Origin of the sequence: Gimesia alba (assembly GCF_007744675.1) — a bacterium.
Taxonomy (GTDB): domain Bacteria; phylum Planctomycetota; class Planctomycetia; order Planctomycetales; family Planctomycetaceae; genus Gimesia; species Gimesia alba.
Map to the genome: position 1 here is coordinate 2,907,143 of NZ_CP036269.1, position 22,770 is coordinate 2,929,912.

Annotated in this window: 22 protein-coding genes; 18 read left to right on the forward strand and 4 right to left on the reverse strand. The window is 53.7% G+C overall.

What is annotated here, in order from left to right; all coding sequences use genetic code 11:
- Nucleotides 1-282 precede the first annotated feature (282 nt).
- The 6 genes from pcp (at nt 283) to Pan241w_RS10920 (ending at nt 4,823) form a co-directional block, all read left to right on the forward strand.
- Entirely contained in the window at nt 283-951 is a 669-nt protein-coding gene (gene pcp, locus Pan241w_RS10895) for a pyroglutamyl-peptidase I (RefSeq protein WP_145215045.1), read from the forward strand.
- 69 nt (nt 952-1,020) lie between these two features.
- Nucleotides 1,021-1,578, forward strand: a complete 558-nt coding sequence (locus Pan241w_RS10900; protein ID WP_145215048.1) for a hypothetical protein — start codon at nt 1,021-1,023, stop codon at nt 1,576-1,578.
- Nucleotides 1,579-1,580: 2 nt separating this feature from the next.
- Entirely contained in the window at nt 1,581-2,324 is a 744-nt protein-coding gene (locus Pan241w_RS10905; protein WP_145215051.1) for a 2-phosphosulfolactate phosphatase, read from the forward strand.
- A gap of 110 nt (nt 2,325-2,434) precedes the next feature.
- Nucleotides 2,435-3,241: a tetratricopeptide repeat protein gene (locus Pan241w_RS10910; RefSeq protein WP_145215054.1), complete on the forward strand. Its 807-nt coding sequence runs from the start codon at nt 2,435-2,437 to the stop codon at nt 3,239-3,241.
- Nucleotides 3,242-3,411: 170 nt separating this feature from the next.
- A complete protein-coding gene (locus Pan241w_RS10915; protein WP_145215056.1) occupies nt 3,412-3,795 on the forward strand; it encodes a hypothetical protein in 384 nt (127 codons plus the stop codon).
- Between the two features lie 719 nt (nt 3,796-4,514).
- A complete protein-coding gene (locus tag Pan241w_RS10920) occupies nt 4,515-4,823 on the forward strand; it encodes a cyclic-phosphate processing receiver domain-containing protein (protein WP_145215060.1) in 309 nt (102 codons plus the stop codon).
- Nucleotides 4,824-5,140: 317 nt separating this feature from the next.
- Here the strand turns inward: Pan241w_RS10920 and Pan241w_RS10925 are convergent, their stop codons facing one another.
- Nucleotides 5,141-6,262 carry a sialidase family protein gene (locus tag Pan241w_RS10925; RefSeq protein WP_145215063.1) on the reverse strand — a complete coding sequence of 374 codons (1,122 nt, stop codon included), beginning with the start codon at nt 6,260-6,262 and terminating at the stop codon, nt 5,141-5,143.
- A gap of 120 nt (nt 6,263-6,382) precedes the next feature.
- On the opposite strand from Pan241w_RS10925, the gene Pan241w_RS10930 reads away from it, so the two are divergent.
- From Pan241w_RS10930 to Pan241w_RS10955, 6 genes are all read left to right on the forward strand, one after another.
- Nucleotides 6,383-7,090 (forward strand): GntR family transcriptional regulator, encoded by a 708-nt coding sequence (locus Pan241w_RS10930; protein WP_145215066.1) that lies wholly within the window; start codon nt 6,383-6,385, stop codon nt 7,088-7,090.
- A 1,111-nt stretch (nt 7,091-8,201) separates the two neighbouring features.
- Nucleotides 8,202-8,888: a metallophosphoesterase family protein gene (locus Pan241w_RS10935; RefSeq protein ID WP_145215069.1), complete on the forward strand. Its 687-nt coding sequence runs from the start codon at nt 8,202-8,204 to the stop codon at nt 8,886-8,888.
- Between the two features lie 148 nt (nt 8,889-9,036).
- On the forward strand, nt 9,037-9,687 hold the full coding sequence (locus tag Pan241w_RS10940; RefSeq protein ID WP_145215072.1) for a type II secretion system protein GspG: 651 nt from the start codon (nt 9,037-9,039) through the stop codon (nt 9,685-9,687).
- 3 nt (nt 9,688-9,690) lie between these two features.
- On the forward strand, nt 9,691-10,077 hold the full coding sequence (locus Pan241w_RS10945; RefSeq protein WP_145215075.1) for a hypothetical protein: 387 nt from the start codon (nt 9,691-9,693) through the stop codon (nt 10,075-10,077).
- Between the two features lie 347 nt (nt 10,078-10,424).
- A complete protein-coding gene (locus Pan241w_RS10950; RefSeq protein WP_232107414.1) occupies nt 10,425-11,342 on the forward strand; it encodes a hypothetical protein in 918 nt (305 codons plus the stop codon).
- A gap of 217 nt (nt 11,343-11,559) precedes the next feature.
- Nucleotides 11,560-12,066 (forward strand): transposase, encoded by a 507-nt coding sequence (locus tag Pan241w_RS10955; RefSeq protein WP_145215081.1) that lies wholly within the window; start codon nt 11,560-11,562, stop codon nt 12,064-12,066.
- A gap of 363 nt (nt 12,067-12,429) precedes the next feature.
- Here Pan241w_RS10955 and Pan241w_RS10960 read toward each other — a convergent pair whose 3' ends face one another.
- Nucleotides 12,430-12,873 carry a hypothetical protein gene (locus tag Pan241w_RS10960; RefSeq protein ID WP_145215084.1) on the reverse strand — a complete coding sequence of 148 codons (444 nt, stop codon included), beginning with the start codon at nt 12,871-12,873 and terminating at the stop codon, nt 12,430-12,432.
- Between the two features lie 46 nt (nt 12,874-12,919).
- Between Pan241w_RS10960 and Pan241w_RS29375 the strand changes: the two genes are divergently transcribed.
- Complete coding sequence (locus Pan241w_RS29375) at nt 12,920-13,075, forward strand: hypothetical protein (RefSeq protein ID WP_198000467.1); 156 nt, start codon at nt 12,920-12,922, stop codon at nt 13,073-13,075.
- 218 nt (nt 13,076-13,293) lie between these two features.
- On the opposite strand, the gene hisD is transcribed toward Pan241w_RS29375, so the two are convergent.
- Together hisD and glyA are read right to left on the reverse strand one after the other, a co-directional pair.
- Nucleotides 13,294-14,673, reverse strand: coding sequence for a histidinol dehydrogenase (hisD, locus tag Pan241w_RS10965; RefSeq protein ID WP_145215087.1), 1,380 nt, complete (start codon nt 14,671-14,673; stop codon nt 13,294-13,296).
- Between the two features lie 9 nt (nt 14,674-14,682).
- Nucleotides 14,683-15,924, reverse strand: a complete 1,242-nt coding sequence (glyA, locus tag Pan241w_RS10970; protein WP_145215090.1) for a serine hydroxymethyltransferase — start codon at nt 15,922-15,924, stop codon at nt 14,683-14,685.
- 235 nt (nt 15,925-16,159) lie between these two features.
- Between glyA and Pan241w_RS10975 the strand changes: the two genes are divergently transcribed.
- The 5 genes from Pan241w_RS10975 (at nt 16,160) to Pan241w_RS10995 (ending at nt 22,574) form a co-directional block, all read left to right on the forward strand.
- Nucleotides 16,160-17,425 (forward strand): tetratricopeptide repeat protein, encoded by a 1,266-nt coding sequence (locus tag Pan241w_RS10975; protein WP_145215093.1) that lies wholly within the window; start codon nt 16,160-16,162, stop codon nt 17,423-17,425.
- A gap of 168 nt (nt 17,426-17,593) precedes the next feature.
- On the forward strand, nt 17,594-18,772 hold the full coding sequence (locus Pan241w_RS10980; RefSeq protein WP_145215096.1) for an enolase C-terminal domain-like protein: 1,179 nt from the start codon (nt 17,594-17,596) through the stop codon (nt 18,770-18,772).
- A gap of 63 nt (nt 18,773-18,835) precedes the next feature.
- Entirely contained in the window at nt 18,836-20,227 is a 1,392-nt protein-coding gene (locus tag Pan241w_RS10985) for an alkaline ceramidase (RefSeq protein WP_145215099.1), read from the forward strand.
- Nucleotides 20,228-20,262: 35 nt separating this feature from the next.
- A complete protein-coding gene (locus Pan241w_RS10990; protein WP_145215102.1) occupies nt 20,263-21,168 on the forward strand; it encodes a dihydrodipicolinate synthase family protein in 906 nt (301 codons plus the stop codon).
- 35 nt (nt 21,169-21,203) lie between these two features.
- Nucleotides 21,204-22,574, forward strand: a complete 1,371-nt coding sequence (locus tag Pan241w_RS10995; protein WP_145215105.1) for an MFS transporter — start codon at nt 21,204-21,206, stop codon at nt 22,572-22,574.
- Nucleotides 22,575-22,770: the final 196 nt, after the last annotated feature.

Sequence of the window (22,770 nt, forward strand, 5' to 3'; positions counted from 1 at the left end):
AATGAGTTCGTCTGAACCGGTACTCTATGAAAACCCAGGTAGCGTTTATTTAATCGCTCCGATCCTGATTTTGAGGTCGACAGCGTTAGCGATCAAAGAATATGTCTTGACCGACAGTGTGATGTCGCCCTTGTTTACTGGACAATGACCGCAGAAAAGTCCCATTAGCCGCAGGGCGTTAGCCCCGGTTGTGCGTCATTGGTAAGGAGCGTTCGAATGGAGAGACGCTACCTCGGATCAGGTTTCGCATGATATTTCACATGGGCTCAGGAAGGACCACTGATGACGAACGTATTATTGACAGGCTACGGACCTTTTGGAAACACTCCGGTCAACCCGGCAGAGTCCGTGGCGCGGGCCCTGGACGGGACCGTGATTGGCGAAGCGAAAATTGTATCCCGGATTGTGCCGAACGTGTTCTTTGAATGCATCGATGTGGTGAGTGCGGCAATCGCGGAGCTGGAACCGTCTTTGGTGTTCATGCTGGGAGAATACGGTGGTCGCTCGATGATCACGGTAGAGCGACTGGCACAGAATTTGAATGATGCGACGCGCTACCAGTTGGCCGACAATGCGGGGGCGGCACCGCAGGGACAATTGACAGTACCGGAAGGACCGGTGGCCTATTATTCAACAGTACCGCTGCGTGCGATGGTCAAGGCGATGCGATCCGAAGGGATTCCGTCCGATATTTCTGATGCGGCGGGAACCTTCGGTTGTAATCACCTGATGTACGGCATTCTGCATCACATCGCACAGAAGCAATTGCCGATTCGCGCAGGCTGGATTCATCTGCCGCACCTGCCTTGTGTGGCGGCGCTGGAGGAAAATCTGGGGGCGCCGAGTATGTCGGCTGAGACTTCAACTGCCGGCGTGAAGCTGGCTATCCGGGCGGCCCTTGAAAATCGGGAAGATATCGACGAGCCGAGTGTCTCCCGGTTGCAGATTTGATGTGGGTGGTGGGCCGTCAAAAATCAAGAAGTATCTCTCTGGCGTTCTGAATAAGCAAATAGGATCAAGATGAACGAAGTATTAGAAATCCTGGTTTGGCCGGTGACCGTGATCATTGTGGTGGTCATTCTGCGCGAATCACTGGCCCGGTTGCTCTTAAAGACGAAGAAGCTCAAATATAAAGACCTCGAAGTCAGTTTCCGTGAGAGTATCGAAAAAATTGAAGCCGAAGCGCAAGAGGTTTCTCTGAATGAACCTCCGCGGGAACGGAAGCTGGAAAGTGTTGAGATTGACCTGTATGAGCTTGCCAGTATTTCGCCGACGGTCGCTGTGATTGAGGCCTGGAAATCGGTTGAATCTGCCGCGCGCGTCTTGATTCAAGCGAAGGGACACCGATTGGATTATGACACCGCGACCCCGTACAAACTGATCCAGGATACGTTAGAAAACGAGAACCTGCTCGACGAACGGCATTGCAAAATATTTAACGACCTGCGTCTGTTGCGAAACAAGATCGTGCATGCCGAAGGCTATACGTTCTCCGAGGAGCAAGCGAGAAAGTATATCGATCTCTCCATCCGATTGCGGAGTTACCTGAATGAGTTGTCTGGCAATGAAGCGAAATAACGATGACCTGGTTTGATCAGGAACCATATGACATTCGTTGTGAGTGGGGTCTGCCCGGCGTAGAGCAAATGACCTCGTCCGATGTGATTGTGATCGTCGATGTTTTATCATTCTCGACAAGCGTCGAAGTGGCGGTGAGCCGGGGAGTGACGGTGTTTCCTTACCGCTGGAAAGACGCTTCGGCACAAGCGTATGCACAACAGCGTTCGGCGGAGTTGGCCAGTTCGCGCAACAGTCTGCCGGGCCAGTATTCACTGGCTCCCTCTTCGCTAATCACCGCTCCCCGCGGACTGCGGCTGGTGCTTCCCTCTCCCAACGGTTCGACCCTGTCGTTCGCGGCGATGTCGCATGGTGCGACCGTGTTTGCGGGCTGCTTGCGGAATGCATCAGCAGTCGCCCGACAGGCACAAGCGGCTGGGCGGCGGATCACAGTTGTTCCGGCGGGGGAACGCTGGGCCGACGGTTCGTTGCGTCCCGCGATTGAAGATCTCATTGGTGCGGGTGCGATCATCAACCAGCTAACAGGAATACGCTCTCCTGAATCGTCGTTGGCTGTCGCTGCCTTTGAAGATGCTGCGGATCAGTTACCAGAGCGTTTGCTCTCCTGCGCATCGGGTCGCGAATTGGAAGAACGCGGTTTTGTGCGTGATGTGGAAATCGCGGCAGAGTTCGATATCAGTGGCGTTGTGCCGGTGTTGCTTGATGATGCGTTTGTGGTGCAGACTGGTCTGGTTGACATTAACTAGTAATGCGCACATGATTGACATGGGGATAGTGTCTGCCATAATGTTTTTTTGTGCGGGTCTGTGTGGATTCAGGTTTCTTTTCTTGAGGCGGGTTGGCGAAAGGTACAGCGATGATTATTTACGGCTCCAGAATGTACTTCAAAGAAAATGTGGTGGAATCGCAGGGCACGTGTGATCATTGTGGGCACTATACGAGCCAGACCAGTTACGAGGCCCGGAAGTTTGGACACATTTATTTTATCCCTCTGTTCCCGGCAGGCCCGCGTTCCCAAATTTTGAACGAGTGCAGTAACTGTGGGATCGGCACTCATATTCCGCTGGAGAAGATGGAGCCGATCCGGGATGATATTCGTAGCAATTTTAAAAACTGGATTGAACAGGTTCAGAGCGGAAAAAAAGAGATTCATGTTGAAGGCGATCCCGAGCCGATTAACGTAGGACTTTTGTTTTCGGGGGCGCTGGAGAACCTGTATCTGCTGCAGGAAATTGATGACGCGAATTCGATTCTTGCCGTCTTAAAGTCGCAGGAGATGCATCATGAAGCGGAAATCGTTTCTGCCCGCTGGCATGAAATTCAAGGGAATCTGGATCGTGCCGTTCAGAGCTATCAGGCCGCTCATGAATTGAGCCCGGAAGATATTTTTATTCTCTATCAGATCGGCAAAACAGAACGATTGATGGGAAAAACCGGCAAAGCGATGCAGGCGTTTGAAAAGTGCTTGTCGATCGATCCCGATAATCTGGATGTGATTATAGAGATCGCCGGGATTCATGAAAATGCGAACGATTATCCCAAGATCGTGGAAACCTACGACAAGATTTACGATTTGCGGCCCGATCTGGTTTCCGAAAAAGGAATGAAGAAAGTGTATAAAAAAGCGTGTAAGAAATCAGGGGTGGAAGGCAAGTATTTGTGATGCTTTCATGCTTGATGTGTTGTAGATGAGATGAACTTGTTTTGTTGCTGTCTACTCTATTGAGAGACCGGTAGTGAGTCAATGCTTCAAATTCTCACATAGAAAAATCAACCAGACGAACAACGTAGTGAAGCTGGAATCGAACAGGTAATGATTAGAGAGTAACAACAATGAGTAGAAAAAATACTGACGGTGAAGCATCAACGACAAAAGTCATCGTGATGTTGATGTTGGCGATCGCTTTCTTTGGCTGGGCCTTTTTCGCAGCCGCTTATGCCCATTCAGAAGAAGGCTGGCGACAAGCAGACAGCAGCACCAATGTTGCTGATCCCACGGCTGTCGGGCAGGACGAACGTATGGAAGACGCTGGGAACATCAGGCGGGCAAAAAAGTCATCGTTGAGAGATTTTATCTGGAACGCCTTCAGCCAGATTCCGAATGTGGTGTCGGTGATCTCGTTCAATTTCGCGAATCGTTTGTGGCTGGTGATTCTGTTCGCCTGCCTGGAAGCGGGTGCCTTGGGACTGGGGTATGCGATGAGCAAAATTGATTGAGGAGTTATCTGACGATTGATCAGATGCGGCTGATGAACTGGTTTGGGTTTTCTTCAACTCTCTATCAAAGGTCTCTCATGATTTATGCACTTACTAGTAGAAAAACTGCTTCTCCTGTCAGAAAAAAAATCGCGAGGGCCATTCAGAATTATGATTCTAAAGCGATTGAAGAGTTTGTCACGAATCATACGATCGTTCATGTCGAGAATGCGGGGCAGCAGGAATTGTATTGTATCTACTGTTGTATTCCCGTGTTTACGACAACTGCTCGCCCTCCCCGTGGAGAGCACGCGCAGAATAATTGGCACTTCGAACACGAACAGTCCGGAGATCGACCGGGGGAATGTGTCGGCAAGCAACGTCAACTTCCGCTATATCAGCGTGGTTTAGGTATCAGGAATCCTGAAGGTCATGGTTGCTATTTTTTGCTTGGCTGTCAACATGTTGCGAACAGGCATTATACTGATTGCCATACGATCTCAGTAACGGGGCAGACTTATTGTCACCTGGCCATTTCCCATAGATGCATTCCATGAGCCTCCCTGCACTGTTCTGAATAACAGGAAATCTTCGGTTAAGGCTTTATCAGTAGCGTTTTGTCCTTGGTCGATATGTCGGCTGAAGGCATTCCCCGAACTTTTTTTGTGCTTTTGTGTCTGATCAGAATACGAGAACCACTCCTGTTTTATGCTCCTATTTATGATCGAAAGAACAGACACATGCGGGTTTATCTGGACGATGAACGACAGGCGCCGCCGGGTTGGCGGCAGGTACGTTGGCCTCAAGAAGCGATTTCCTTGCTTAAAACAGAAACGGTGCGGGAGATCAGTCTCGACCATGATCTGGGCGATGACGCACGGGGAACCGGGTATGATGTGCTGCTCTGGATTGAAGAGACTGTCGCCACCAGTGATTTCGATCCTCCTGTAATCCAGGTCCATACGGCCAACCCACCTGCCCGCAATCGCATGACGGCGGCGGTCGCGACCATCAATCGACTGGCAGAACGCTGTCGCGGCGCGGATTGAATAAAGCGATCGATTTCGTCTTCGTAGGGGGCGGACCTATGTGTCCGCCCGCCTGGCGATGGTCGATTTATCTCCTCGGTCGAATGGGACCGGTAGAAGAGTTCGTTCAACATTACACAATCAATGTGAGTACCGCGGGGAGACACATGGGTCTCCCCCTACATTTTTTGTTGGGGGAGAGATTTCTCACTCACCGTTGGACAAGCCAACGGTGCCACCCGCCGAATTTCATTTGAGGCTACTGGTTTCACATATACCACGTCGATACCGCGGGCGACCACACAGGGTTTTCCCTACTTTTTATTATTGGACAATGCTTAATTATCGGATTTCGGCGGCAGGTCGTCTAAGTTGAACCGGACGGAAATGACTGAGTTTTTGGCTTCATCGTCACGGTATTTGACATACGTGGTGGCGACGATCGTTCCGTCTGGCAGGAGTTCGACGCCCGGGTATCCGCAGTCCCCTTTCCGGCCGTAGTGGTGTAACAGCTTGATCCGAAATTTACCGTCGCGACCGTTGACGATGTCATCATAGGTGCCGACCCAGGCGACAAAATGGCCGCGGGTGGAACTGCCGGGCGCCTGATCACGGAAGCAGACAACCAACTGGCCGTCTTTGGTGAAGACCTCTTTGTGTCGATCGCCGGTTAATCCCCAGGGCGTGTCGACCGGCTTCGTCCAGGTTTTGCCTTCGTCATTGCTGAACATCATCAGGCTGCGGCCTTTGTGCGTGTTTTCGCGCATCAGGCAACAGAGTTGGTTTCCATCCGGGCTACGGAAGACACAGGGTTCACACGGGTTTTTCCCTTTGACTTCGGCGACCACGTGCGGTTGAGACCAGGTAAAGCCGCCATCAGCGGAAATGGTTTGCAGGACCACCAGCGGTGCACGATCTTTTCCGTCCGGTCCGCGATGGTACAGTCCCAGATAGCGACCGTCTTTCAATCGCACCATGCTGCTAAAGGTCATCACACAGGGAAAGCCGAGGGGCGGCATTTCTTTCCAGGTCTTGCCCTCATCTTCGCTCATGATGCTGGGCATCCCGGGGCCGCTACGTGTTCCTTTGGCGGCAGAGAAGACCCAGAGCCGTGCTTTGCCTGCCGGGTCTACCATGCGGTAGATACTGGGACAATTCTGATGTGTGGTGTAACCGGCGGGTAATGTTTGATCAACCCGTTGCCAGGTTTTCCCACCATCGGTGCTGCGCGCCATCGGTCCCGCCGAGCCGCCGTGATTCACGCACCAGACGCAGAAGATGGTTTTCTGATCGGGCATCAGCAGCGTGGTCGGGTGCCCCTGATAGACTTTAGGAGTTCCGGCGGCAATGACCGTCTGCCGGTCGGTCTGTTTAGAGACATCTACCAGTGGCAGTGGATCGGCGGCGTTGAGGTCGGAAGTGAAAATGAAGAGAGTCAGCAGAGTCAACAAGGTTTTCATAGTGCGCGCTTCTGATGAGGAAACTGGATTAAGGGGGGAAATTGACATACAGTAATAACATGTTATAACATAGTCTGATTGTGAGAACTGAAAGTCTGTCTGTCAACCGGAAAACCAGAGATGTATGAAGTTACTGAAAATCTGGCGGATCGTGCTTATCGATTTATCAAGCAGGAACTGCAGGACGGGGCGCTGGTGCCCGGCGTGCAGCTGGTGAACCGGAAGCTGGCGTCGAAAATCGGCGTGAGTGTGATTCCGGTGCGGGAAGCCATTCATCGGCTGGTCTCGGAAGGCCTGGTCGAGCATGTTCCCGGCGCGGGCGCCTTCGTGCGGAATCCGAATCGGGAAGATTTGGAAGAACTGTATGTACTACGGGATGCGTTAGAAAGCTGTGCTGCTGCGGAGGCGGCGCGGTACATTACGCCGCACCAACTGGATGACCTCGACGCGCTGTTGGTGGAGTTTCACGAAATCCGGGAGCTCATTCGCGGCCGGAGCGACGGGCATGCCACGCCGGCCCAGTTCCATCGCTGGTTGGATCTGGAAGAAGCCTTTCATGAGATTGTGATCGACGCCTCGCGCAATCGGTTGATTGCCAAAGTGATTCGCGAACATCGTGCGGTGTCAACCGTGTTTGAGTCACAGCGGAACAGCTCGAAACTGTTGACGCTGGACCTGGCTGAGAAAACCTGTGACAGCAAACAGCAGTTGCTGGAAGCGTTGCGCGCCGGCGACGGTCCCCTGGCCCGCAAAGTGATGAGTGCCCAGATTCAACGCGGCTGCCGCGACGTGCTGGCCTTTTTACGACAGCAGGAACGCCGATCCTGAAATCAGTGGTTTTCTACCACGAAAAATACGAAAAGATGCGAACAGCATCTGGGATTGCAGGAAATACGAGCGTTTCCGGAACACGCGATCGGTTCATAAAAACGTAGGGGCAGGTCTATGTGCCTGCCCGCCTGGCGGGCTTGATTTGGCTTACTCTTGCGATGGAGTCGCCTGAAGCATTCAAACGCCTTCACACAAATCACATCGATACCGCGGGCAACCACACAGGGTTGCCCCTACAAATTCTATCGGGTCGGCGACTTCTCACTCACCACGGACCAGTTCGATAAAGGCGGACGCAAAAAATTTCCCCCTGTGTTTGAGTTCGAAAACATCAAAAACAGGGGGCTGTCATTCTGCTAAGAATCAGGCGAGAAGCTTATTTCTTCTTGCTGGTTTTTCCTTTGGCAGTTTTTGTTGTTTCAGCGGTTTTGCCAGTTTGTTTTTTGGCACCTTGCCCAATCTTAGAAGTAGATTTGGCCATCGCAGTGTCTCCAGTAAAAAGGAGGTTGAGAAACAGATATGAACTAAGATATTCATATCGACGAGTAAGTTACCAATCTTTGCAGAATTTAAAATATCAGAGTTCAGAATTTTGAAATAATTTCGGGAAATAGTTTTCGAAGGAACGCGCGGCGGCGTGAGCGTGACGTCTCCAGCTCTTGAAACGGATTGTCATCGGTGAATTCTCACTCACCGTTAGGCCAGCCAACGGTGCCACCGGGGAGCGGGTTTTAGTAACGGATTTGCTACCACGAAAGACACGAAACCACACGAAAACTTTACTGACTCATTCTGAAAAAATGAGCGGCACGGCGCTAGCTGCCGTTTTTGTGTTGGGTGGCCTGGTTCAAAAACGGTGGCTAGCGCCATTCCGCTCACGGTTGGCGGGGTTTCACTGTTCCAATAAGGACATGCCAACGCCAACGTAGGGTGCGGACCCATGTGTCCGCCCGGCTGGTTCGGCCGGGCAAATCAGTTTTCGGTGACCCAGTTCGAGAACCAGAGAATGCCCTTGGATCGTCTCAAAACAGAGGCAGAGTTCAGGTGAGTCTGTTACTATGATACGAGTTTGCAGGGCTGATTCAGGCTCAGATTAAGGAGTTTTCATTTGAAACGCGATCTGGCGATTGGAGATATTCATGGTTGTTATGAGGCCTTGCGTACGTTGTGCGAGTTTGTGGGACTGCGTGACGATGATACCTTGATTACGCTCGGGGATTATGTCAATCGCGGTCCGAATACGCATGCGGTGCTGGACTATCTACTCTACCTCGACTCCCGGTTTGATCTGAAGCCACTGCGGGGCAATCATGAGATCATGATGCTTCAAGCCAGAGAGAGTGAGTCCGCTTTTCCGCGCTGGAAGGAATACGGCGGCGATGTGACCCTGCGTTCCTATGCCCCTTTTGAGGGAGACCCGGGGTCGCTGGCTGATATCCCAGATTCACATTGGGAATTTCTCAGGCGCCGCCTATTACCTTATTATGAAACCGAGACGCATTTTTTCGTCCATGCCGGCGCTTATCCCGAGATACCTCTGGCTGAACAACCCGATTACATTCTTTTCTGGGAACATTTTGATGATCCGCCGTTGCATGAGTCGGGGAAAATTATGGTTTGCGGCCACACGTCTCAAAAGTCGGGTCTGCCGCTCACGAACGGCAATGCGATTTGCATCGATACCTGGGCCTGCGGCGGTGGCTGGCTTTCCTGTCTGGATGTCGGCTCGGGACAGATCTGGCAAGCGAACCAGCAGGGAGAAACACGGCAGCTGTACCTGGATGAACTGGATTGAAGGCAAGGAAAGGTCTCCGGTCACAAGAATGAGATTGACAACACGATCTCAGCAGGTAGTTTAAGGGAAATCCGCCGCGATACGGGAGCCTGACAGGTGCCCGGTTTCAGTCGCGGCTCTGCCGGTCTCAAAGGGAAATATAAACGCGATGCTTCGACGACTGTTGCCCCGCCTTCTGATTGCCCTGCTCTGCGGCTTCGTCGTTTTTGTGATTCTGAATGTGGCTGCCTGGTACAATTTGCGTGGTGCGTATCATGTTTGCAGAAAGCAGAGTTTCACTCGTTATTATACATTGCTGCGCCTACGGGAGCAGATCGAAGACTACCGCAGAGACCATGAAGCACTGCCGGATGAGCTCTCTGAGATACCTGATTTTAATTCACTCAGGAGCCTGTCAGATAATCCTACCGCAGATGGTTGGGGCAATCCGATCCAGTATCGACGCACAGGTGAAAATTATGAACTCTTCTCTTGGGGGCGTGATGGCAAGCCGGGCGGGGTTGGCCTTGATGCCGACCTTTATCACGATGGCCGCAACCGTGAGCTGTCTTTGCCGACCTTCAGCCAGTTCTTTCTGACCAATGATGAATCGGAAGTGGCACGCGACGGCTTTCTCAGAGCAGGCCTGATGGCCGGTGTTCTGGTCGCGTTCATCACACTGCTTTCGCTCAGAGATACGGAGAAATCGGAGGAGAAGATGACGACGGGCCGTTACGTCTGGTTTACTTTCGTTGTGATTGTGATTTCCTCCGCAGTGGGAATTTTTCTACTGCCCGTGCACATTCCCAGCGGGCATTGACTGATGCGGTTTCTGTATTTGCGTGACCCCCTGTTTCTGACGGCACTGGTGCTGTTTCTGGTCAACCGCTGGTTGCTCAAGCCGCTGGTGGTGGGCGGGTTCGTGCACAATCATTTTAACGACCTGCTCTGCGTACCGTTGTTTGTGCCGATCGTGGTGTTGATTGCCCACGTCTGCCGTGCCCGCCCGCATAACGGGCCGCCTGAACTGTATGAGATCCTGCTGCCTTTGTTCGTCTGGTCGATCCAGTACGAAATTCTCTTCCCCCAGTTCGCCTACACATCACAGGGAGTCACCGGCGACCCGTTGGACATCCTCTGGTACAGCATCGGAGCCGGCATCAGCGCCCTCTGGTGGCAATTTTATTACCGGCGGCAGACGACGTGTTGAACGGTAAGCACCGGTGCGATTCCAGAAATGTAGGGTGCGGACCCATGTGTCCGCCCGCCTGGTGATGGTCGATATGAAAAGACTCTCACAAAGGGACCATCAAAAGCGTTCGAACTGGTTACTGTCGATCACATCAACCCCGCGGGGAGACACATGGGTCTCCCCCTACATTTTTTGTTGGGGGCGGTGAATGGGCTGGTTTGTCGTACGAAAACGCCGTGTTTACTGTACGCCGGTTGCATGCCTGTGGGGATGCATTTATAGTGGAATGTTTACTTAGTTAGGATTTGATCATTGAAATGCGCCTGAAGTGATTGATTGAGGTATCAACGATGAAAGAGACTGGAATGACAACGAAGATAAAACGAACGGGAGTCATCCTGGGAATCCTGCTTAGCTTGGGAACGTTAGCCGCTGGAGCGGCTGAACCGGTCTCTGTATGGGAAGTCGCCACGACTTATCGTAAGCATCTGGAAGCAGGGGGACGGCTCGTCTTGATGCCCGATGGTAAGACCAGCAAGGGACTTCCCTGGACGCTCATTCGTGACACTGTCGATTTCGGCAGAGAGGGCAAAGCAGAGCCGAAAGCAGGCGGGACGTTTTATAAAGGGAACTGGATCGGTGGTTGGAATATTGACGCCCGCGTATTGATGAATGGTGTCACGCTGAAGAGCGAAATCGTTGCTCCGGTTACGATGCCCCCCAATGCAGGAGAGTCAATGGTCGGCACCAAGCCGACGCTGGCATTGAAAGATTCGATCGTTGACTTGTGGGAATTCGTGGCTGTGCTTCCCGGTACGACTCGATTTGTCCGGCTGACGTGTGCCTTTACGCCGGATAATCTGGTGCTGGATGGCGATCGCAAAATCGGGACCTACGAATTTCATGGCACGACGGTGATCGTAAATTTCATCGATCCGCAATTTGAGCGAGTTGCGTTTGTGGAAAAGCCAAATAATGTACTTTCTGGAAAAGGCAAACCGGTGAATCGGAAGTTTTGGAAGCTCACGTTTACCCGTGTCCAACGTCAGGCCATCTATCGGTCCAAAGATAATAAGGACCTTGTTCTCTACACCAACAATCGAGCCCACTCGCCGCGTTACAGGCCGGACTATCACACGACCTTTAACTGGTACAGCACCATAGAAAAAGGGAAACGGCAGCTCAAGATTCGGGGCGTTGGAGCAGCAGTCGCAGCCGGCGGACGAAAGTTAAGCTGGTACGGCGAAGATCTGGTACTCATCGCAGGGCGTCCGCCGCGGTGAGTTTGGTTTTGGTATTCGATGCGAGAGGTTTATAGATACAAGGGGCAGGCCTATGAGCCTGCCCGCCTGGCGGGTTTGAACTTGGTTGATGCTTGCAAAGGGGCCGGTGTGGACGTTCGGAAGTTTTTTCACTTAGCACGTCGTTACCGCGGGCAACCACACAGGGTTGCCCCTACGAAAATAATTATTTTGTTTCAGTTTCATATGAGAAGCCGCTATGAATCTACCCCAACGGAAAACGATTCGATTACAGGGGTATGATTATTCGCAGGCTGGTTTGTATTTTATCACGATTTGCACTCACAATCAGTTATGTCTCTTTGGTGAAATACGGCTTAACGGAGAAATGAAACAAAACTCGGCAGGAGATATGATTGAAAAATGGTGGTGGGAACTGGCTCATAAATTTCCGATGGTGACACTTCTTGAACACATTGTGATGCCCAATCATTTTCATGGTATTGTTCAAATTAATCATGCGAATGAGAGTGAAGGTGAATCCTCACTGGCATCAATTGTCGGGTGGTTTAAGTCGATGACAATGAATGAATATATTCGGCAGGTGAAAACGAAAGGTTGGCGACCGTTTCAGCAGCGATTGTGGCAACGGAATTATTATGAACACATTATTCGCGATGAAGAGGCGTGGCAGGAAATATCCGAATATATTCTGACCAATCCACAGCGTTGGATCGATGATAAGTATTATCGATACGAAAGATAAAAATCAGGGATCAAAATAAAACGTAGGGGCAGGCCTGTGTGCCTGCCCGCCTGGTGGGTTTGAACTTCGTGGATGTTTGCGATGGTGTCGGTGCGAACGTTCGGGAGATTTTTCACATAGCACGTCGATACCGCGGGCAACCACACAGGGTTGCCCCTACAGTTGTGATGGGGTTTGAACTTGGTTGATGTTTGCGATGGGGGCGGTGCGAGCGTTCGGGAGATCTTTTACATAGCACGTCGCTACCGCGGGCGGTCACACAGGGTTGCCACTACGAGTTCTGTTACTGGTGTTTCTTCACCACTCCGCAAACATCCCCTCTTCCCTCCCTCGTGCCGATGGGTAGGATTCTTTGTTTGTTGTTTAATCGGCCTTCTTTAGATTTTTCTGGTACAGGGCGTCGAATTCTTCGTCGGTCATCTTTTTTAAGTCTTCCAATTTGAAATCTGCCGGGTCATTTTCCGAAGGGGCCTGGGTGTCGAGGCTGAGGAGTTTGTCGATGCGTTCTCGGGCGCGGAGGCGGTCGCGGTCTGCGGAGTGGGGGCTGTCGGCGATGCTGCGGTAGAAAAAGAAGGACTCGGCGCGGTGGCGTTCCAGATAGTTCTCCACTTCCTGCTGCATCTCGCGGCGGGCGCGGGTGATGTAACGTTCGACGGAACGCCGGCTGATTGTGAATTTTTCGGCGATCGCCGTTTTGATATCACAGGTGAAGTGGCCGTGGCTGATCATTTTCTGGATCAGTGCGACAATTAAGGCTTGGGTATCTCGGGGTGTCCGAACGCGTTTTTTTTGAGGGGAGTCAGTCATGATTCTAATTCCTGTTTTGCGGGAAGGTGTGAGAAAGATTTTGTTGATGAACAACGATCTTCAGGATCGGCGTGCCGCAGTCAACGGGCTTTTCTCAAATCATGAGTGGCGAACAGGGGGCAAATGGCTACCGACGTGTGTCCAAGTGAGTGCCGCAGGGGGTTCCCGCGTGTTGGCGTGTGTCGACCCGCATAACTTTTGAGCCGCTTTGTTCCCGATGGTCAGGTGAAAAAATGGAAAACAGGCCGGTTTTGATAGTGAATCACAGGAAGTGGTTCCAAATGTTTCGCTGCTCAAAGTAGTGAGCACGCGCGCGACGCGCAACTGGTAATTTCGCAAACGGCACGAGGAGGTCAAGTGCAAAATGTTTCGCGGTTCAAAGGGAATGAGATCGCTGGTGCGAGAATGAGTAGTAGTCGTTTAGTCATCTTGCAGACGGATGGTCACGCTGGCGGCGTGGGCGGTGAGGCCTTCTTTTTCGGCGAGCAGGGTGATGCCGGGGGCGTCCCCTTTCAGTCCTGCCTGGTTGTAGTAGATCACCGAGCTACGTTTGAGGAAATCAATCGAACAGAGGCCGTTCGCGAAACGGGCGGTGCCCCCGGTCGGGAGGACGTGCGAGGGGCCGGCGTAGTAGTCGCCTGTTGCGACCGGGGTAAAGTGGCCCATGAAGATCGCACCGGCGTTCTGGATTTTGGCCAACTGCTGATCGGGATCGGCGGTCGAGATGTGCAGGTGCTCGGGAGCCAAAAGATCGGTATAGCGGGCGGCTTCGTCTTCATCGCGGGCGAGGATCAACGCGCCGTAGTCGAGCAGACTTTGACGGGCCAAATCGCCGCGCGGGAGTTCGTTGAGTTGGTTGATGAGCGCGGTGCGGACGGCTTCGATCAGTGGTTTGTGCCAGGTGATCAACACGCCCGAACCGGGGCTGTGCTCGGCTTGCGAGATCAGATCGCTGGCGATGAATTCGGCGTTCGCGGTTTCGTCGGCGAGCACGATGACTTCACTGGGGCCGGCGATGCTGTCGATGTCGACTTCACCAAAGACGTGACGTTTGGCGAGGGCGACGAACAGATTACCGGGACCGACAATTTTGTCGACGCGTTCGATGCCTTCGACGCCGTAGGCGAGTGCGGCGACGGCTTGGGCTCCACCCACGCGGTAGATTTCAGTGATGCCCAGTTCATGACAGGCGGCGAGGATGTCGGTGTTGTAGCCGCCGAAGTCAGTCGGGGGCACGACGACGACGATTTCTTTCACGCCCGCGGTCTGTGCGGGAATCGCGGTCATCAACAGGGTCGAGGGATAGGCGGCGGCACCGCCGGGAATGCAGACGCCGACCCGTTTCAGCGGGAGATAACGTTGCCGCAATTCGACGCGGGTCTCCCCTGCCTCGCGGAGCACTTTGACGTCGTCCGGCAAGAGAGCCGACTGAAACTCGATGATGTTCTCACGGATCTTACGCAGCGTGGCGAGATACTCGGGGTCGGCCTGTTCGTGAGCCGCTTTGAGTTCGTCTGCCGAGACGCGCATGGTATCGGGGGTGAGCTGTTTGCGGTCGAGCTTGGCCGAATAGTCGAGCAGTGCCTCGCGCCCTTTGTCACGCACATCGTTGCAGATTTTTTCGACGACTTCCTGCGGAGACAGTGGTGCGCCGAAGAGTTCAATCGTACGTTGACGGCCCGCTTCGGAGACGACATTGCCGCGCGGGCTGAGCTTTTCGCGGAGTTCGCTGAAGAGCGCGGTGGCGTCGTCCTGGGTGCAGTCGATGGTCGTGATGTCGAGGTCGTTGTGCTGTGTCATGAGTGCGTATTATGCGATGCCGGGAACGGGAAAGCTTTCGGTGAATTCGGCGACTTCGCCTTTGACGGCTTCGATGGTGGAATCGTCATCGGGAGCACCGAGAACGCGGAGGATCCAGGCACCGACCTTTTTCATTTCGTCCTCTTTCATGCCGCGTGTGGTGAGGGCGGCGGTTCCGATGCGGATTCCACTGGGATCGAGAGGTTTGCGTTTGTCGTACGGAATCATGTTTTTGTTGACGGTGATGCCGGCTTTGTCGAGAGCTTCTTCGGCGATTTTTCCGGAGAGGTCGATCGCGGTGACGTCGCACAGCATGAGGTGGTTGTCGGTTCCGCCGGACGCGAGTTTGATGCCGCCTGCCATCAGGGTTTCGGCAAGGGTCTTCGCGTTGGCGACGATCTGCTGGGCGTAGGCTTTAAAGGAATCTTCGCTGGCTTCCTTGAAGCAGACAGCTTTCCCGGCGATCACGTGTTCCAGCGGGCCGCCTTGAATTCCGGGGAAGACTTCGCGGTTCAGGTCTTTGGCGTATTTCTTTTTCATCAATACGAAACCGGATCGGGGACCACGCAGGGTTTTGTGAGTGGTGGATGTGACGAAGTCGGCGACTTCGACGGGGTTGTTGTGGACGCCGCCAGCGACGAGACCGGCGTAGTGTGCCATGTCGACCATCAGAGTCGCGCCGACTTCGGCTGCGATTTCGGCGAATTTGGGATGATCGATTTCACGGGGATACGCAGAGGCACCGGCGATGATCATTTTTGGTTTGTGTTCGCGGGCGAGCTTGGCGACCTGATCGTAGTCGATCTGGTGGTTGTCTTCGCGAACGCCGTACGGGACGGGATTGTAAAGCGTGCCCGAGAAGTTGAGTTTCATACCGTGAGTCAGGTGACCGCCGTGGGCGAGGTCCATCGCCAGGAAGGTGTCGCCCGGTTTCAAAACGGTGAAGTAGACCGACATATTGGCCTGCGAACCGGAGTGCGGCTGGACGTTGGCGTATTCGGCTCCGAAGAGACTGCAGGCGCGGTCGCGGGCGACATTTTCGACGATGTCAACGTATTCACAACCGCCGTAGTAGCGACGTCCGGGGAGCCCTTCGGCGTATTTGTTCGTGAGAATCGAACCAGCGGCTTCCATGACGGCGGCGCTGGTGTAATTTTCAGAAGCGATCAGCTCCAGACCATGTTTCTGTCTTTGGGCTTCAGACTGAATACAGTTCCAGATTTCAGGATCACACGACTCGAGCACGGACATTTCAACTCCCATGGATATATAGTCAAAAATCGGGGTACAAACGGTACCATGAAGGGGAAATCACTTATTTTGCTCCCTTATAATGAAGGATTGCTCTGAAAGCTACCCAACGCATTCGTGTATCAGTATCCTCGGGGAAAGTTTACTGGTCTTACTAATGATATTTTTGGCAGAGTCTCCTGATAACCCCCTTTTTACTCGAAATTCCCGGAATAAAGTTGTATTACTGAGGCTTATGGAAGAAATCGAAGAAGAACAACCTGATCAACTGCTTCAAGGCTCGCCGGCGCTGCAGGGAGAGCGTGTGGTGTTTACGGGGACGCTTGCCTCAATGACACATCAGAAGGCGTGGGAGTTCGTCGAGCAGCACGGCGGTCAAGCCGCCCAGCATGTGAGTCGGCAGACGACGTTACTCGTTGTGGGTGAAGAGGGCTGGCCTCTGGAAGCCGACGGTTCGCCTTCGGTGAATTTGAGCCAGGCGCAGGAGTTGATTCACGAAGGAGTCGCGATTCAGATCATTAAGGAATCGGACTGGCTGTCGTTGATTGAACTCCGTGATCCGGGCGTGAATGTGGATCAGCTTTACACGCCGGCGATGCTGACACAGATGCTGGATTTGCCGGTCTCGACGATTCGTCGCTGGGAGCGACAGGGACTGATTAAGCCGGTTCGAAAAATTTTCCGACTTCCCTACTTCTCGTTTCAGGAAGTGGCGAGTGTCAGGCGGCTGTCGCAACTGTTGGAATCGGGCGTGCATCCGCGGGATCTGGAAAACAGTCTGCAGCATCTGGGGAAATTCTTTAACGAGATCGACGCCCCGCTCTCTCAATTGACGTTGCTCTCTCAGGATGCACAGCTGCTGTTGAAAGACGAGCATGGGCTGATTGATCCGCGGCGCGGTCAGCGGGTGTTTGATTTCGGGACGGAAGAAACCGCGGTGCCTGAGTTGGCGGACGAGGAATCGTTCGAGGGGACGATTGAATTCACCGAGCATCTGAAAACAGATGAACCCGAGGATCGGAGTTCAGACGAATGGTTTCAGGAAGGCTGCCAGTTTTTAGACGCCGGTGATGCGAAGTCGGCGATTGAAGCCTTTCGGCTGGCATTATTGGGACAGCCGGATATGCCCGAGGGGCACCTGCATCTGGCGGAAGCGCTGTATCTGGACGGGAATACGGAAGGCGCGCTTGAACGTTATTATGCGGCGGTGGAATGGGATCACGATTACATCGAAGCCTGGACCCAGCTGGGTTGCCTGCATAACGAGCTGGGCGATCCGAAGGCGGCCCTGCATGCGTTTGAGATCGCGCTGCAGGTTCACCCCGATTACCCGGATGCGCATCTGCATATCGCCGAGGTATTGCATCAGTTAAATCGGGTGGAAGAAGCGATTCCGCACTGGAAGGTGTATCTCGAATTCGACGAAATGGGACCCTGGGCCGAGCTGGCACGACAACGTCTGGACGAATTTGAAGACGATCAGCTGGAACAGTTTTCATAAGCACAGCTGTTGTCTGTGAAACGTTTGAAACTCGTCTTTTTTTGGCTGCGCCGATCCGTATGATTGAGGGCGGTTCTTTTTCAATCTGGCTTGCTTCCCTGCTGTGATCGGAGTATGTTGTTATTTTGACACCAAAATAAAACTAATACAGATGGGAAACCGACTCCGATGAAAATTGAACGCATCGAAACGCTGGTGTGTCATGCCCGGATGAGAAACTGGGTGTTTGTGAAAGTGATCACCGATCAACCTGGCCTGTTTGGCTGGGGGGAAGCCACGCTGGAGTGGCATACGCGAGGGATTGTGGGGACGATTGAAGATCTGTCTACACTGTTGATCGGCGAAGATCCCCGCCGTGTCGAGCATCTATGGCAGATGATGTGGCGACAGCACTTCTGGCACGGGAGTGGCGTGACGCGTTCGACGGCGATTGCCGGCATCGATCTGGCACTGTGGGACATTGTTGGGAAAATTCATGGCGTCCCCTGTCATCAGCTGTGGGGTGGTCCAGTACGCGATTACATTCGCCTGTATTGTCATCTGGGGGGCGGCAATATGGAGTCGTTCTACCAGACGTCGACGGACAACGCGGCGCAATTCGGAGAGTTGGCACAGAAAGCGGTCGCGGACGGGTTCACGGCGTTCAAGTCGATGGCGGTGCCTCCGACGATGCCGATTGAAGGCTTGAAACCGATTCAGGCAGCGGAAGATTGTGTGGCGGCGATGCGTGAGGCCGTTGGTGACGACATTGATATCATGGTCGATTGTCACGCCCGCCCTTCACCGGCGATGGGACTGCAGTTTGCGAAAGCCCTCGATCCTTATGGATTGTATTTCTTTGAAGAACCTTGCTGGCCGGAATCGATGGAGAGTCTGGCACGAATCAATGCCGCGGTGACAACGCCGATTGCGACGGGCGAACGGTTGACGCATCTAGCGGCATTTCGCGATCTGTTTGCATTGCGGGGCTGCGAGATTTGTCAACTCGACCTGACGCACTGCGGCGGTTTCACTGAAGCACGGCGGATTGCCGCACTGGCAGACGCGCATCGAATTTCACTGGCGCCGCACAATCCACAAGGGCCGGTGAGTACGGCGGCTTCGCTGGAATTCGGGTTCTCGCAGCCGAGTTATATTATCTGCGAGTCGGTGCACGAGGATGTTCCCTGGAGGCAGGATGTCGTGGAAGAAGGTTTTGTGATTGATCCCAAAACGCGAACGGTGACGCCGAACGATAAGCCGGGACTGGGAATTTCAATCAATGAAGAGGAAGTCAAGAAACATCCGTTTGAGCAAGAGACGGTGCAGCGGGTATTCTATCGGGATGGTGCGGTGGGAGACTGGTAAGCCGGTTTCGCTGAGTGCTGCGGACGGCGACTGAGGGTCACAGTTAAAAGAACGGAACTGGTTATGAATGAACGCACAATCGAAGTGAAAACGGAGTCGGCATTTCAGGGGCAGATCGGTGTGGCGACGGTGGATATTACGCCGCCCGTGGGAATTTATGCTCGCAACTGGGGCGCTGCGAAACATGACGTGGCCGATTCGATTCACCGTCGGCTGACTTTGAATGCGCTGGTGATGTATGCGGCTGGTGCAGCGCAGCCTTTGATTTTTCTGGATGCGGACCTGGGCTGGTGGCGTTCGTTACTGACGTTCAATCGGTTTCAGGCGCGTTTGCTGGAAGAGCTGGAGATAGACGTGTCGGCTTTGATTTTCGGGTTGAGTCATACGCATGCGTCACCCCCTTTGACAGACCCCGATCCGGATTTGCCGGCGAGTGAATCGCTGGCGGAATATCTGGAAACGGTGTATCAGGCTTCCCTCGTCGCGGTACGTGATGCGATCAAAAATGTGGGCAAGGCGGTGCTGGATTGGAAAACCGGGCATTGTCAACTGGCCTCAATGAGAGACCTGCCTGATCCCGCTCCGCGGACCGAGCGGATCTTGTGCGGTTGGAATCCGAGTGAGCCTGCGGATGATACGCTGGTGGTCGGCCGCATCAGTGATGGTGAAGGAAATCTGAAGGCGGTGATTGTAAATTACGCCTGCCATCCAACGACGCTGGCCTGGGAGAACACGGCGATCTCACCCGATTTTCCGGGCGCGATGCGGGATACGATTCGGGAAACGCTGGGGGTCCCTGCTCTGTTTATGCAAGGGGCATCAGGCGAACTGTCGCCCCGATATCAGTATGTCGGTGATACTGAAGTGGCAGATCGGCATGGGCGTCAGCTGGCATATGCGACACTCGCAACGCTGGAAGATATGGAACCGGCGATGACGTGCCTGGAATTTGAAGGGGTGATGGAATCAGGGGCGCCCCTGGCGGTGTGGCGGCATGAGCAGGTCGAACCGAGTTCGGTGCTCAAAGCGCTGGAAGTGAAAGTGGAGCTGCCTTTAAAAGACTGGCCTTCTGCGGAGGAGCTGGAACGCCTGCGGCAGGAGTGTCCTGATCGGGCGCTGGAAGAACGTTTGCGACGGCGGCGCAATATTCGTCGGGGGATTGGCGATGGAACCACTTTGGAACTGCCTATCTGGGTCTGGCGGATGGGGGATACGATTCTGGTCGGCAGCCGCACCGAGGCGTATTCGATTCTGCAGCGCGAACTCAGAAAACGATTTCCGGAGCGGACGATTGTCTGTCTGAATCTGATCAACGGGACCACCGGATATCTGGCACCGGCAGAGTTGTACGATCTGGATTTATATCAGGTGTGGCAAACACCGTTTGAACGGGGCGGTCTGGAGATTCTGATTGAAGGGATGGCGGATGCCATTGGGCAGATCATTGCCGAGTAATCTGAGATCACAAACTAAGTAGAAAGGCGAAGAGGATGTCGGGGATGATTCGGGGGGTACTGCCGGTATTGCATACGCCTTTGCTGGCCGATGAAACGATTGACCGGGAATCGCTGGAACGCGAGATCGACTGGTGTTACGAACTGGGCGCTGACGGCATCTGTGGGGCGATGGTTTCGGAAGTGCTGCGTCTGACATATGAGGAACGGCTGGAATTGACGCGGTTGATGTCTGAGGTTTCAGATGGACGCGGGGCTGTGATCGCCAGTGTGGGAGCGGAGAGCACGCGTCAGGCGTTGGTCTTTGCCCGTCATGCTGAAGAGGTGGGCTGCGATGCGGTAATGGCGATTCCGCCGGTGACGACGGCGCTGCCGGAGGCGGCTTTGTGGGATTATTTTTCTGCGCTCGCCGAACAATGTTCTTTGCCATTGATTGTGCAGGACGCGTCTTCTTATGTCGGGAATGCGATCTCGATTGATTTTTACCGACGCCTGCTGGAACAGTATGGGGCGGAAAAAATTCGGTTCAAACCGGAAGCATCGCCGATTGGTCCGAACCTGTCGGCGCTCCGCGATGCGACGGACGGCCTGGCTTTGATCTATGATGGCTCGGGTGGGATTTTGCTGGTCGATGCGTATCGACGGGGCATCAGCGGCACGATGCCGGGTGTGGATTTGCTGGATGGAATCATCGCACTCTGGAAAGCACTACGGACCGGCGATGAGGCGGCGATCTATCGGATTTATTTTCCGATCTGTGCGATTGTGGCGCTGCAGTTACAGGCGGGGCTGGACGGTTTTCTGGCGATCGAGAAATATCTGCTGGTCAAACGCGGGATCATTTCGTCGGAGCAGCGCTGTACTCCGCACGCGTGGTCGCTCGATGAGGAAACAAAAGCGGAAGTGGATCGTCTGTTCGATTTACTGATGCAGGCACTATAGCGGAAGCAGGGATTGCGCTTCGGGGAGACATCGTTGTGGCTGAATCGGAAACTTCGTCAGAGACAGAACAGGCAGCACCCACCCATGCGCGGTTTATGGTGATGACGCTGTTGTGTCTGATTGCTGCGATCGCGTATATCAGCCGCAATGCGATTGCGGTGCCCGCGGATACCATTGAGAAAGAGCTGGGACTGAGTTCGACTCAGATGGGTTGGGTGATGAGTGCGTTCTTCTGGAGCTATGCGCTGTCACAGATTCCGAGCGGCTGGATTGGTCACATCTGGGGGACGCGTCGGGCGCTGAGTCTGTTTGCGATTTTATGGTCGATTGCGACGGCGTTGATTGGCGTCGTGACCGGCTTCTGGACGCTGGTGCTGGCGCGGTTGATTTTCGGCGTCTCTCAAGCGGGGATCTTCCCCTGCTCTGCGAATACGATTTCGAAGTGGCTGCCGGAATCGAGCCGTGGTTTTTCCAGTGGTTTGCTGGGAAGTTTCATGTCGATCGGGAGTGCCGTGGGGGCGCTGTGTATGGGCGTGATGCTGGTCGGTTTTGATTTCTTCGGAGTTTCCATTCCCGCGATCACCTGGCGGACGGCGATGTGGATTTTCGCGGTGCCGAGTGTGGTGTGGGCGATCTGGTTTTACTATTGGTTTCGAGATCGACCAGAACAGCACGCGGGCGTTAATGAGGATGAGCTGCGGATCATTCGCGGGGCCTCTGCCCAGACCGAGTCGGAACAAACGGATGAATCGTCTGAAGACGCACACGGCGAGCCGACTCCCTGGGGGCAGATTCTGACGAGTTTTTCGATGTGGATGATTTGTGGTCAGCAGTTCTTTCGGGCCGCCGGTTATATTTTTTACGTGACCTGGTTTCCGACTTACCTGCAGAAGGCACGTGGTATTGAGATGTCGACTTCGGGGATCTGGTCCAGCGTTCCTCTGGTGCTGTACCTGATTGGAAACGTGCTGGGAGGCGCGATCGTAGACTGGGTGTTACAAAAAACAGGAAGTCGTCGCTGGAGTCGTCAAGGGGTGGCGATCACTGCCATGCTGGGTTGTGGGGTGTGTACGTTATGTGCGTATTTCGTGGATGAAATGAATCTGGCGATGGCGTTGATTTCGGTGAGTATGTTTTTCGCAGGGCTCAGCGGTGCGTGTGGTTATACCGTCACGATTGATAAAGGAGGCCAGCACGTCGCGCCGATTTTCGGAATGATGAATATGGCGGGCAATCTAGGGGCGGCGTTGTTGCCTGTAATAGTGGGCGCGATGTTTGATGCGGGCCAGTATGACGCTGTGTTGATTTTGATGGCGGGGATTTATGTGACTGCGGCGCTGTGCTGGATGTTACTGAATCCGAATGGAACGGTTTTTGACGAACGTTCTGCAGCAGTGAAGGCGTAAAAAAACTCTGACCGACGAGCCGATCAGAGTTCTAGTGTTTTTTATCGATATGGTTTTCTGGGATCCAGGTCGTTTTTTTGAATTCGAACGGTGGCTACCCAAGATGTCCAACCGGGGCTAACGCCCTGCGGCTAGTGGTTTTTTTTGCGGTCATAGTCCAAGAAACAAAGGCAATATCGCACCATCGGCTAAGGTT